Source organism: Shewanella sp. TB7-MNA-CIBAN-0143 (assembly GCF_040310065.1).
In the GTDB taxonomy this organism is placed as follows: domain Bacteria; phylum Pseudomonadota; class Gammaproteobacteria; order Enterobacterales; family Shewanellaceae; genus Shewanella.
Genome location: NZ_JBEOPL010000007.1, coordinates 191,839 through 204,229 on the forward strand (window position 1 = coordinate 191,839; position 12,391 = coordinate 204,229).

Sequence of the window (12,391 nt, forward strand, 5' to 3'; positions counted from 1 at the left end):
AGATAGCTATTCACTCAAACTAGCACATTGAAAAAGTAAATTTACATAGTACTTTCTATAGACCACATAATACTGATTAGATAAAGCAATTGCACTTTAATAGTTGTTAACGTGCACTTTTAGCATGTTTTAGCGCTTAAACTGAGCATTCTGCGTGTTCTTGTGCTGATTCAAAATAAGACTAAGCTTATGCACACAAAACTGCATAAACAGTCATATTTTGCTTCATTTGTAACTAACTTAGCTTGATATAGATGAATCTGAAAATTCGACTTCTTATCACTATAGCTTTGTCATAATCGAATAACAGTGCTCTAACACGTTAGTGGACAAAAGCGAGCTAGATTTCTAGTTTTAATTCGTGAGTTTCAGATTAAAATTTTTATGGATTAACATCTAAAGCTGGTGCGCCGTAGATGTCATCTGGATTTTTTGTTAGTTTTTTTACCTAGACGTCTAGATTTAAGGTTGTCTCGTACAGTCTTAAGCATTTCTCGCCTAGATTCTGTTACCCATGATTCTTGAGATGAGTCATATTTGAGAAAATAATCTGTGAGGCCACCCTTTATTAATGTGAATTGATCTCTATAATTATCAAATTCATCAGGAATATCACTCCTATATGGGTCATAAACTACAATGGTTCGAGACTCGCATTCCAGCCATTGTTTTAGCGCATCATTGATATGCTCATCTCCGAAGCTGTAACCTATAACTGTTAGCTGATCTATGAGGTTGAGTTGTTGCTTGAAAAATTGTAATAGTGATACAGGAATTATTTGATCGAATAGACCTTTGAACTTATGAGCACCAGACAGTAATGACCGTCTTAAAAATTGAAGTTCCCCTGAACGGTCATGAACACACAACTCATTTGTAGTTCTAACACCATCTCTTTGAAGTATCTCGAGATTTCTATCTTCTACCTTTCTTATCTCAGCATAGTTTGAACCGACGAAACTAGTCTCACCATATGACTTTAAGAAGAGATTTTGATCTTCAGCAGCAAATACATCTAATGAACCATGTAGTTTAATGAGGTTTATACCACACTCATTAGGTTTGAAAAAATCTAGGTCTCCATTTTCCAACTCAAATGATGTAACTGCTTTAAATTTAGCGATATGATTGTAATTAGTTTCTCTTTTATAAAATCCATCTTTATACGGAATTTTGTAAAAATCTAGAATTTCTTCAAAAACTATATCGTGATTTAGGGAGAAGATATTTAAAACCCTTTCTTGATTTATTAAAGATTTTATTCCGTAATAGTCTTTTATTTTCTCAGATAAAAATTTAAGTGTGTTAGATTGCTCTTCCAATAGCAACAACTGTATACATTCTATTAGTTGAACAATTACTCCGTGTATTCTTTGGTTATTAGCTCGAGCTTCAATGTGTTTTTTTTCGAGCAAACCGACAATTTGCTCATAATGGAGATCTTCATTGCTCAAGATTTCAATAAAAAATGACTTTAATTCATCATCCGTTTCAAAGTTAAAGAGCTTAGAGTCAAGTCGTTTAAGAATATTTTCTCTAAGAGTCTGAGTAAATTCCCATACTAAAGGCATTCCTACTTCATACGAAGCTCCTGCTCCTATAAACACACCTCTCATCATCTGACGTTTACTCCGATTTATCTTAAAACTTAACGCCCGCGTCACGGGCCGATATAACAGTCGGACTTTTGTAACAGCAATAAGGGTGAAAGTTGCCGAAGGTCATGTGTACGCGCTTGTATACGCCCAGCATGGGCATGAACTAAGGAGGCGAAAGTCCTCTTCTGGAAGGTCACCGTTTAAATAACAATATGTTATTTAATATTAAATACTAGCGAATGGCAAGGGCTTATCCGCGAGGATTGGTCTGAAGGAAGCCGCTAGCAAATTTGCGAGTTGATGAACAAGAACTTCATATGAGGCGTGGGCTAGAGGTGAGTTGGCACAAGACGAAATCACCAAAAGATGGGACATATATAACTTCTCGGCTGAAAGTAGCTACACCACATTAGTTTTTCTATAGATAAAGCTTTATTCGCACTATTTCCCTTTTGAACTGCGAAACACACTTTGGGGCATAAATGAGTCAATCCCTTAGCCCGTTTCTGGACAAAAACTTGTCAACTACACTGCTAATTTAGCTCAAATTAGTTAATAGAATAATGGCAAAACCTATAATTGATTGTCCAGTAAATGTCATCCACTACACTCCGCGCAAACTAGCCAAGACTGGCGATATTGTTGCTTCTTCTATTTGGCTAAACACATCATGTTTGTGTTTAGTATGAAAAAAATACTTTTCTTTAAAGTCATCAAATGACCATGCTGGCTGCATATTACCTCCAAATTCTTACGCTTGGCATAAGGTGCTCTATGCCACACTCACCAAGACAGTTGAACTCCAAACCAAAACCGCCGAGAGTAAAGCGTTACCTTAATGCCTTTGTTATCTCTCTTTTTCTTTAGATGAAAATTCAAGTTCTTCGTACAAGCTTTGTAAGCATTTATCGATGTTAAGCATTGCAGCCTCATACATAGGAATTGTACTTTTCACTAGTTCCAAATCATCCTGATTCCCACAAATTGCAAGCTCCATACTACACATCATTGAACAGTTACTATGTAACTCAATAAGTATCGCCATCAAGTATTAGTGAAATATCAAAGCATACTCACTAATAAAGAATGTAACTTTCGGTTATTTTTAAGATTGAAAGAGGAGTGACGCCCTTCTTTCAAGTCATAAATAACCACCTAAGTTTCGTCTTACCTAGTAACGGCTACTAGATTGGATGCTGTAGCAAGCTATTGATACAAATGGAAGCATGTTTACCACCGTATACACCTACCCTTTTGGGATAGACTAGAAATGCAGGCTATTATAGCCTCCCAACTTACTAGACCGTCACTAGGCATTTAAGCATAACTCCAGTTTTTGTTAGATTTATTGCTTTAACCGCACAATGGGAAGCGCGCGATCTGCCCCGTCACCCGAATATTTTGAGAACATAACCTTTTCACCAATAATAGGTTTTTTCCCATACATACTATCAATATGATAAAAAACATCACTTTGATCTGGAACGGTAATAAACCCCCATTTTCTATAATTAATATCTTTTATGGTGCCAATATAACGTTGGCTGACTTGGTAACAAAGAAAACTACATTTATCAACTAATTGATCAGCTGTAGGCCGCTCACTTACATTAACTATTAAGCAGGATTTAATGAGGGATATTAACTCTGTTGATAGATAACTGAACTGTGGGTTAGATGTTAAAAATGCAGGAAAAGGATCATATTTACCCTCAACTATATGCCTAACAGCACGAAGTCCAGAACCAAAAGGTTTTTGCCCTGTTAATAGTTCATACATCATTGCACCTAATGACCAAACATCAGCCTTTAAACCAACTTCTCTTGGAGTTTCAATTGCTTCTGGTGCCATATAAGGTAATGCACCAACCGCAGTAGCAGATGTACTATTCGTAATATCTCCGCCCTCTACGGCTTCAACGATTTCTTCTTCTGCCATCTTAGCTATACCAAAATCGGTAATTTTTAAAGCTGTTAATTGATAACTTCCACTAACCATAATATTAGTGGGTTTTAAATCTCTATGTATAACTCCAGCATGATGTGATGCTGCCAACCCTTTAGATAAATGATGAAAAATTCGAGCAACTAAAAATGGGTCTAAATAGTCAAGATTCTGCAAAATTGCTTTAGATAAATCTAAGCCATCAACTAATTCTTCAACTAAATATGGCCGATCATTCTGCTCTAAATAATCCAATGTTTTCGCGATATTAGGGTGATTTACTTTAGCAGAGACAATTGCACTTCGATGAAAACGTTTTTCCGCAGTTGAGTCTTTAGGAGTTTTCAACGCTACATATCGGTCAAGTATTACATCATGAGCTTTATACACAAATTGCATCCCGCCTTCGCCAACGAAGTCAGTAATATGGTATCTTGAAGCTATCCAATCTCCTGCATTATGTGGTCCATTCATAGTGCAACCTCCGGATTAGAAACATCAAATGTAATAAAACTTCGCTCGCTATAATGACGATGTCTCGCGCCTATACCAACAACACAAGCTCCAGGTATTTTTATATCCTCTGTTACATATCGATTATTCACGTACACTTCACCCAACACATTTTTTAATAGAAAATCAAAGCCATCGTAGTAAAGTTCAAAGGAACCAATTTTACCTAGCCCTAACTTAGCTGTTCGAGCCTTAAAATTAAGGATATGGGGAACACCATTTATTACGGCAAGAGCTTGATGTTTATCAAAAAGAAGATATTTACTTATCTCATCCCTAACATCTTTCATTGTTGGTCTATTGGCTGGCTCTGTAGATAAACACTTTTCAAAAAGTATAATCAATTGTGGGTAATCGTTAAGTAATTCGCAATTAAAAGCATTATCGGGTAAGGGTAAGGGTGGAATTTTAGCTTTCAATTCTTTGGGTAAATCTTGCGTTGCTAAATATAGTGCTGTTGCACCAAAAGCATATACATCAATAGCGGATGTAAATGAGACCTCATCAATTTTAAACTGTTCTGGAGCTGAAAAGCCTATAGTGCCTTTAAACCCAACAGTTCTGGCTTCTCTACCTATATTGCGCGCCAAACCAAAATCAAAAATCTTCAGAATACCTTCAGCATCCAATTTCATATTGTTAGGCTTGATATCTCTATGAATCAGCCCTGCAGAATGAATATCTGTAATACCTGAGGCCACCTGCCATAATATTTTCAATAAATCTAAAGAATTTAGACTTTTAAAATTGATATCAAATAAATCACACCCGTCGATATATTCCATAACTATAGCGAATGAGACATCTATATTTTCAATAATATCAAAAGCCTGTACTACATGCTTTGAACGTAATTTCATTAATGCCGATATTTCGTCTTTAAGCCTATCTAATTCAGTTAAATCTTTAATCGTTTTTATAGCTATTTTTCGCTGTAAGTGGGTGTCATGGCAAAAAAACACATCACTAAAACCACCGCTACCACTGCTACCATCAGGAATATATCGAGGAGGAAGAACAGGTATTGAACTGCTAGTCATTAAAATCAATCCTTAATTGAGGCTTTTTCTTTGGAGAATTATCTTTCTCTGCCTTTTTACTTTTCCGTTTTTGTTTTACTGAAGCTTTAACAAGTACATCCTCAGGCGTACTATTATCACTAACTAAATCAACGTCAATATCAGATTCATTCAATTCTTCATTAGTTACTAAAGAAGGAGGGTCAACTTGCTGACTCTTTTCTATACCTATAAACTGTACATCACCATATGGATCCCAGAGTTGCACTGTTCCCGTCTTAACATTGTCAGATGAAGATGAAATTGAAGAAATATCAGACAAAGTTATAACAGTAGAATTATCGTGCCCACCACACCATTTTGCTACATGAATGAATCGCTTTGACAATTCTAAGGAAGACGCATTTTGAACTAACATTGACTTCAATGTATTATCATTCAAGTAATGGACACCATCACTTGTGATAATCATTTTTGCTATTGTATTAGGTGATGGCATATCGAGTAAGTGAGGTTCAATATCTCTTCCTATACCAACAAATTGTAATAGTTTATTACTTAACTGCGATGATGGCTCTTGTTGGTTTAATTGACCCGCGATGGTGTCATCAACAGACACCTGATGCATGTCATGGTTGTCACTTACATAAATACGGCTATCACCGACGTTTATTGCCTCAAAATGCCCATCACTATCCATGATAAAAGCAGATAAAGTTGCACCACCTTTACCACTATACTCTTGAAAAACATCTCCATTAGCCAATTCGACCGCTTTAACTAAACGTTCTTTTACGGGTATTTTTCTATTTCTAATGCAACTAGATATAAAAGAAGCAACAGCCAGAGATGCACACCCCCCCCCTTCAACCATTCCGCCCATACCATCACATAAAACACCGACTAGAAAAAATTTATTCGTAGAAACTTGAGCTCTTAATATAACAGCTCTATCCTGATTTTCTTTTCGAACATTCCCAATATCAGAACCAATAGCAACAGGTAAACCTATGACATCTCTTACGCCAACCGCCGGTACCCTTCTGGAAAGCCAGTCTCTTATTTGTAGCTTAATTGCATCTTGTTCCATCAGTTAATATCAACCATGCTGTGTAAAGTCAGTTTTATCGTCTTAATATACAGTATGAGACTACACTTTAAAATTGATACTACAAGTAGTTAAATCAATTAAGACAATGATTTTTAACTCACTAAAACATAGATAACAATCGAACATCATGGCCGAGACATAACTATAATCAATTTGATTTCTCTCCATGTCCAAATCAACGGCCTTACGGTCAAAGGTTCTAAATTTTCTACTTTATTAACGTACGACAAAAGAAAAAGGCTACGATAATCCGTAGTCTTTGTTGTATTTATAAGTTCAATCGCCGTTCTAATTCATCTAAATTTGCTGTGGTCAAATAACGGTTCATATTCAAACTCAGAAAAGTGCTGTAGCAGTAAACGTAGGAGCTTTGGGGCATAAGCGAGCTAGCCGCTCATCTAAACGCCTACAAACCAACTGATTGACAACGGCTCTCGACCACTGTATTTGCATTCCCCTGAAGGTTTTCAATACGTTTTGACCGCTTACACTCCCACTTAGAAACTGGATCTTGTTTGTCCCAAACTTTCATTAATTGACTTTGTTGTTTACTCATTTTGTACTTAGGATATGTCTGTTCCATATACATGTGTGTTCGAGCTATAACGCCACGAGCAGCTATCGGTGGTTGTGCCTTACGATCATCGATACGCATATCACAACTACCAAAGTCAGACACCGCTGAGGGCAGCATAGTAAAGTTGTAGTTGCTGCGTAGTGCGTTTACTGCACCGATGGCAGGGAAAAGATTGTGCATATCGGCTTGCATATATCGATACTCTGTATTCATCTTCTCAGCACACTTACGTCCCTTAAACGACTTACCTTTGTTATCGACACAACTCTTGTGACCATCACGCCACTCACTGAAGGCTCTGCCAAAGTTCTCCGCCGGAACTACATGTTCCCACTCAACCCGTTTTGCCCGTTTAATGTATTTAGAAGTAACAAAACCTGTAGGTGCTTCGATGTTCTTTTTAGCGTCAAATTTAGCACCACAGTAGATGGTTACGCGGTGATCTTGATAGACCTCCCGCTCGAGCATCTTTTTTGCTTTGTTGAATGAATCATTAGATGTATTTCCTGCTGCAATGGCTGTAGAGCTGAGAGCCAGTAGAAAGAGTGGTAGACCAATTTTGAGGAGGTTCATTGAGAACTTCAAGCTAAGGAACAGTGACTAGATAATGCCTGATTTATCTAGTCAGACCAAGCATATGAGTAATACTAACAGTGAAAACATTAATCAAAGCAAAAACCTAGTTAGCACTTAATGCTGGGTACACTTAGCCACTTGTGCTCTATTCCTTGTCGTATTGCATTTAAGTGGTTGAATTAGAGGTTATGGATTTCATGCCGACCTTAAGCAAATGATATTTGTATATTTATCAATTCTGTTTTAAATTACGTTCAAGTTTTTATATGTAATGGAGTACATAAAACATGAATAAGTTAAAGGAATACCCACGCCCATCTAGACCATCAAACCCTTCATCTCTTGAAATGGCTGTTTACAATTTTGAGTTGTTAGCTAAAAAATATTTCGATAAGAAAGCGACTTCGAATCCAAGTGAAGCTTTACTTGAACAACTAAATAATGATTTTCGCCACCTTCAAAGAGAAAAGGATCGCATTAGTTCCATATCAATAGCTCAGGCTGCTTTAGCTGAATACAGAGATCAAGCTAGTAAAGCGACAATAGAAAAATTGACTAATGAAGAGCATCACCCTACAGATAAACTAGCTCAATTTTTAAGGGCTATTGGTGAACCTAAGCCAACGGTTAATCATGAAGCTCATCATATAATTCCTGGTGTCGGTAGGTTTAATCAATTTGCAATTTTAAGTGCTAGATTGAATTTCCATTTAGTAGGGTTTGGTATCAATGACCCAATTAATGGCACATGGTTAATAAACTTTATGAAAAACAAAAGTATAAACTGGGCAACTGAGAGTGCGCCAGTACACCGAAAGCTTCATCGCTATAACTACGAATCTTGGATAGGTATAAATCTTGGCGGGCAGAGAGTACCAAATAAAGAACAGTTTTCTAGAAGGTTAAGTAGTATGAAAACTCATATAAAAACAGGCACGTTACCAAGTACTATATTTGATGCCAAAGATGAACAGTGGAAAGGACTATGAGCGCATACTATTTGAAAAAGCCTAATGGCTCATATGATTTAGTTGATTTAAATACTGTAACAATGACTAATCAAATAGTAAGTAATACTGACCTCACCTTCGAGGTCGTGGTAAGAAAACTAATGGCATTACCCTATGATAATTCCAATATAGCGGACTTGTGGGATGGTGAGTTTGACTGCAATTTTATTCCACAAGCACGAAAGCAAAATTTTGACATAAATGTACTTGGAAATTTTCTATTATTGACTCAATCAGCATATCTATTTCTCGGCGATAAAATCCATCCCTATGGTGAATTTGTAAAGGTCAATGCTGATGGAGAGTCTTTAATGTTATTTAATCCTCAAGTTTTTGCGAATGAAGATCCAACTTTATGTGAAATGAACTATATAGATGGCTTTGAAGACGGTCTTAAGTCATTAGCTTTTTTGAATGAAGATATTCAAAATAAGCTACTTTTTAAGTCAAAATTACAAGGCGGCTATTCTATATATTGCAATGAGGCTTTTAAGAGATTATTTATTAATTCAGAGCTTGAAGGCTTAAACTTTGATAGCGATTTATTAAATCCGTTCTAGTATTTGTTTGTTTTATATAATGACTAACAGTATTGAGCAAAGTTCTTTCGGGTAAAACCTCGTTAACACTTAATGCTGGGTACACTGAGCCATTTGGTTGTGTATTGAGGCGTTAGCAGGTCACGGCGCATTGACCACTTGTGCTCTATGCCTTGAGCTGCTAGAAACATCGTATCACTGCCATAGCGTTGGTTAATGTCATCTAGCGTATGCATCAAAGCTGGATTAGCTTTAGGAGGGTTAAACAAATCGAATTGGTTATGCTTTTCGCTGGCTAAATCGATAAGCCCTATACCGATTTTGTAATAATGTATGCCTTCACGAAAAAGCTTTGGGGCGGCTTCACTCATAGCTTTGGTTAGCTCAACAGTGCAGTTAGTTGGACATGGGAAATGCACAATAGCTTTGTAGCTTACTGGTCGTTCATCATGGGGTGAATTACTGGCAAAAATCAGCATAGTCTTACAGTTTGAGCCTTGCTTACGTGCTTTACTCGATGCGATAGCAACATGCTTACTCAATGCTTGCTGTAACGACTCAAAATCAGTGATGCGCTCACCTACGCTTCTAGTCGAAAATATCTGCTTTTTATCTGCCCTCACCTCATCCCATACTTTACAGGCTTGGCCGTTAAGCTCACGAACGGTACGTTCTATTTCAATACTAAATTGCTTTCTTGCCAGTGTCGGCGGCATAGACGCGAGTTGAAACGCTGTACGGATATTCATTAGCTCAAGCTTCTTACTTATTCGACGTCCTATGCCCCAAACATCCCCTACAGCAAGCTGCTTTAAAATAGCTATACGCTCTTGCTCATTACTAATGAAACAAACCCCTTTATAGCCCTCAATCTTCTTAGCTGCATGGTTGGCGATTTTAGCAAGAGTAAGTGTTTCACCAATACCCACACAGACTGCTAGCCGCGCTTCTTTCCACACAGCACGGCGGATTAACTGGCCTTGCGTAAGGAGGCATTTGATAGCTGGATAACAGTTCTTAAAAGAGAGGAAGCTTTCATCAATAGAGTAAACATGTTGCTCAGGGGCAAAGCGGCCAATGATGTCCATCATTTTGCTAGATAAGTCAGCATAGAGTTCATAATTTGAGGAACAGACAATAACTCCACGTTGAGCGCATAAGGCTTTAACTTGAAAGTAAGGTAGAAACTTCCCAATGCCAGCTTCTTTAGCTTGACGATTAGCAGCAACAATCATCCCATCGTTGTTACTTAGCACAATAACTGGCTTACCGCGCCAATCTGGACGAAACACTTGTTCGGCACTGCAATAGAAGCTATTAGCGTCAACTAGAGCAAACATCTAATTACCACACAACAGAGGGCTTTGACGGTGGCAACGAATAGAACGTGTGACTACGCCTTCAATACTAAAATCATCGTATTCATGAATAATGACAGGTTGGTATTGCTGATTAGAAGAAAGGAGAACACGCCGCTTGGTATCTAGAATCTTACAGACAAACTCGCCATTAAAATTGGCAACGATGACATCGCCGTTTCGAGCAGTCTCATGACGATCAACAATGATCATATCACCATCAAAGATGCCGACGTCTTGCATCGACTCGCCTTGAGCAATACCTATAAAGGTTGAGCTTGGATGCTCAATCAGTAAATCATCCAAGCTCATGCCTAGCTGACTGTATTCAGCTGCTGGACTTTCAAAACCTGTAATGCCTGCTCTTGCAGGTATAGGGATAACGCGCATAGCTAACACCACTGTATATAATTACAGTTATTTTAGCAGTAAAAATTAAAGGTACAAGTATAAAGAATTTATCCCTCTAAAATGGCAGATTTAACATCATTAGAATCGTAACAGATCAAAATTCTAGTGAGTTTGGTAAAGCTATATAATAATTAACAACTAAGATTCTATAACCTGAGTAAATTCATCTGGTAAGTTAAGAAAGATGCTCTTACTCTGTCTCTTTGAAGTCTTTTCGTCAAGTTCATATATTTTTGATCCGGTTGCACAAACAAGTATAGTCAATGCTATTTTTGATCGAGTAAAAGCAACGTAGGTATTACGCAATTCTTCTTTATATGTAGAAAGTTTCTTTTTACTAAAAAGGGGATCAAATACATAGCAATTCTCAGCCTCCAGACTTTTAGAAGAATGATAAGTTAATATTGGTATAGAGTAATTTTCTGAGACTTGTATTACATATTTTTTCGAAACCTCATATCCTGCATCGATCATTGCTGTTTTTATAATCTCAATTTGTTCATTATAGCGGCACAAGATTAGTTGTTGAGCATAAAGCTCACTCGAATTCTTTATGTTCTTGATTAGCCATGCAACAGCATCATTTAACTCATCGCAGTACTTAACTTGAGCAAGCTCGTCACTTACCTCATTATCTTTAGATACGCTTACAGAGCCGATAAATGTCTTATTAATCTGAAATCTCAGTGCATTTGATAACTTAACAAGGGACTTTGTAGTCCTATAGTTTCGCGTCAGTTGAAACTTACTACCTTTAAATAGTTGTCCAAATTTAGCAAGATACTGACTATCAGCACCACGAAAGCCGAAGATAGATTGGGCAGGGTCACCTACACAAAAAAGTTTAACCTTATGAATATACATTGTTTTGATGATATCCCATTGAACTAGATTTGTGTCTTGAATCTCGTCAATTATCATGTGTTCATATCGACTAGTTGTTTTTTCAAGGAAGTCAGGCTTGCTCAAGCCTTCTCTCATTTGAACAAGCATGTCATTGTAATCACGATACTTTCCTTTTTTATATTCATCATAAATCTTAAAAATTGCTTCAATATCTGAAGTATAATCAACCAAGTAAGGATCAATTTTCTTGATAGAAAGGATAATGTCGGGATTATTAAAATTCGCCATATGATTGAATAGTGCGATACAACGCTTCACAGTAATGGATTTATTATCTCTTTCGGCAGATTTATTATACTTTTTGATACATGACTGAATGGCATTACGAGCTTGCTCATCTATAAGCGCTGGGAGCATATTCTCTTCGTTAAGAAGGGTGTTACACCAACCACTAAAAGTACTGACAATCATGCCATCTGAATACAGCTTTTGCTCTTTAAGTCGGTATGTAAACTCATGAGCTGCAATTTTAGTAAAAGCAAGCACACAGATAGAACTTGGGTTAACACCTTGAGCAAGTAAATGTCTCACGCGGTCTACTATCAGCCGTGTTTTACCAGCACCAGGGCAACCTTCAACATAAATAGCCGACTTTTTAGATCTAATGATTTTTTCTACTGAATCGCAATCTAATTGCTGTTTCTCGATAATCGGCTTTAATATCTCACGAGCACTTTTAACTGCTTGTTGGTAATTACCTTTAGGCTTGCTATCAAGAACTTTATTAGGGCTTAAAATTGCACCTAATAGAGCCCCCTGTGTCAGGATTGTTGTCACCCCTTAAAATCATCCAATAATTAAATAGAGGGGGCGGTCAATGAGAGCTCA

The 12,391-nt window shown here is 37.2% G+C and carries 12 protein-coding genes; 2 read left to right on the forward strand and 10 right to left on the reverse strand.

What is annotated here, in order from left to right; all coding sequences use genetic code 11:
* Window positions 1–419: 419 nt before the first annotated feature.
* The 7 genes from AAEY97_RS08115 to AAEY97_RS08145 form a co-directional block, all read right to left on the reverse strand.
* Window positions 420–1,619, reverse strand: a complete 1,200-nt coding sequence (locus AAEY97_RS08115; RefSeq protein WP_350997958.1) for a hypothetical protein — start codon at window positions 1,617–1,619, stop codon at window positions 420–422.
* Window positions 1,620–2,202: 583 nt separating this feature from the next.
* On the reverse strand, window positions 2,203–2,334 hold the full coding sequence (locus tag AAEY97_RS08120; protein WP_350997960.1) for a hypothetical protein: 132 nt from the start codon (window positions 2,332–2,334) through the stop codon (window positions 2,203–2,205).
* Window positions 2,335–2,445: 111 nt separating this feature from the next.
* Window positions 2,446–2,595 (reverse strand): hypothetical protein, encoded by a 150-nt coding sequence (locus AAEY97_RS08125; RefSeq protein WP_350997963.1) that lies wholly within the window; start codon window positions 2,593–2,595, stop codon window positions 2,446–2,448.
* A gap of 348 nt (window positions 2,596–2,943) precedes the next feature.
* Window positions 2,944–4,017, reverse strand: coding sequence for a serine/threonine-protein kinase (locus AAEY97_RS08130; RefSeq protein ID WP_350997966.1), 1,074 nt, complete (start codon window positions 4,015–4,017; stop codon window positions 2,944–2,946).
* Window positions 4,014–5,096 (reverse strand): serine/threonine-protein kinase, encoded by a 1,083-nt coding sequence (locus AAEY97_RS08135; protein ID WP_350997969.1) that lies wholly within the window; start codon window positions 5,094–5,096, stop codon window positions 4,014–4,016. The genes AAEY97_RS08130 and AAEY97_RS08135 overlap by 4 nt, the downstream gene beginning before the upstream one ends.
* Complete coding sequence (locus AAEY97_RS08140; RefSeq protein ID WP_350997972.1) at window positions 5,089–6,165, reverse strand: PP2C family protein-serine/threonine phosphatase; 1,077 nt, start codon at window positions 6,163–6,165, stop codon at window positions 5,089–5,091. The genes AAEY97_RS08135 and AAEY97_RS08140 overlap by 8 nt, the downstream gene beginning before the upstream one ends.
* Before the next feature lie 427 nt (window positions 6,166–6,592).
* A complete protein-coding gene (locus AAEY97_RS08145; RefSeq protein WP_350997975.1) occupies window positions 6,593–7,336 on the reverse strand; it encodes an endonuclease in 744 nt (247 codons plus the stop codon).
* A 290-nt stretch (window positions 7,337–7,626) separates the two neighbouring features.
* Here AAEY97_RS08145 and AAEY97_RS08150 point away from each other — a divergent pair, with 290 nt between their 5' ends.
* Window positions 7,627–8,328, forward strand: a complete 702-nt coding sequence (locus tag AAEY97_RS08150) for an AHH domain-containing protein (protein ID WP_350997978.1) — start codon at window positions 7,627–7,629, stop codon at window positions 8,326–8,328.
* The gene (locus AAEY97_RS08155; protein WP_350997981.1) at window positions 8,325–8,909 is read left to right on the forward strand and encodes a hypothetical protein; all 585 of its coding nucleotides are present in this window, start codon (window positions 8,325–8,327) and stop codon (window positions 8,907–8,909) included. Before AAEY97_RS08150 ends, AAEY97_RS08155 begins: the two co-directional genes overlap by 4 nt.
* A 62-nt stretch (window positions 8,910–8,971) precedes the next feature.
* Here the strand turns inward: AAEY97_RS08155 and AAEY97_RS08160 are convergent, their stop codons facing one another.
* The 3 genes from AAEY97_RS08160 to AAEY97_RS08170 form a co-directional block, all read right to left on the reverse strand.
* Window positions 8,972–10,228, reverse strand: coding sequence for a Y-family DNA polymerase (locus tag AAEY97_RS08160; protein ID WP_350997984.1), 1,257 nt, complete (start codon window positions 10,226–10,228; stop codon window positions 8,972–8,974).
* Window positions 10,229–10,636 carry a LexA family protein gene (locus tag AAEY97_RS08165; RefSeq protein ID WP_192114302.1) on the reverse strand — a complete coding sequence of 136 codons (408 nt, stop codon included), beginning with the start codon at window positions 10,634–10,636 and terminating at the stop codon, window positions 10,229–10,231. It lies immediately after the preceding gene.
* Between the two features lie 159 nt (window positions 10,637–10,795).
* A complete protein-coding gene (locus AAEY97_RS08170; RefSeq protein WP_350997988.1) occupies window positions 10,796–12,340 on the reverse strand; it encodes a UvrD-helicase domain-containing protein in 1,545 nt (514 codons plus the stop codon).
* Window positions 12,341–12,391: the final 51 nt, after the last annotated feature.

Excerpts from the sequence above, each read along its gene's own strand:
- AAEY97_RS08115 (WP_350997958.1), bottom strand. The coding sequence starts at position 1,619 with ATGATGAGAGGTGTGTTTATAGGAGCAGGAGCTTCGTATGAAGTAGGA.
- AAEY97_RS08160 (WP_350997984.1), bottom strand. The coding sequence starts at position 10,228 with ATGTTTGCTCTAGTTGACGCTAATAGCTTCTATTGCAGTGCCGAACAA.
- AAEY97_RS08145 (WP_350997975.1), bottom strand. The coding sequence starts at position 7,336 with ATGAACCTCCTCAAAATTGGTCTACCACTCTTTCTACTGGCTCTCAGC.
- AAEY97_RS08135 (WP_350997969.1), bottom strand. The coding sequence starts at position 5,096 with ATGACTAGCAGTTCAATACCTGTTCTTCCTCCTCGATATATTCCTGAT.
- AAEY97_RS08130 (WP_350997966.1), bottom strand. The coding sequence starts at position 4,017 with ATGAATGGACCACATAATGCAGGAGATTGGATAGCTTCAAGATACCAT.
- AAEY97_RS08140 (WP_350997972.1), bottom strand. The coding sequence starts at position 6,165 with ATGGAACAAGATGCAATTAAGCTACAAATAAGAGACTGGCTTTCCAGA.
- AAEY97_RS08165 (WP_192114302.1), bottom strand. The coding sequence starts at position 10,636 with ATGCGCGTTATCCCTATACCTGCAAGAGCAGGCATTACAGGTTTTGAA.
- AAEY97_RS08120 (WP_350997960.1), bottom strand. The coding sequence starts at position 2,334 with ATGCAGCCAGCATGGTCATTTGATGACTTTAAAGAAAAGTATTTTTTT.
- AAEY97_RS08155 (WP_350997981.1), top strand. The coding sequence starts at position 8,325 with ATGAGCGCATACTATTTGAAAAAGCCTAATGGCTCATATGATTTAGTT.
- AAEY97_RS08150 (WP_350997978.1), top strand. The coding sequence starts at position 7,627 with ATGAATAAGTTAAAGGAATACCCACGCCCATCTAGACCATCAAACCCT.
- AAEY97_RS08125 (WP_350997963.1), bottom strand. The coding sequence starts at position 2,595 with ATGGAGCTTGCAATTTGTGGGAATCAGGATGATTTGGAACTAGTGAAA.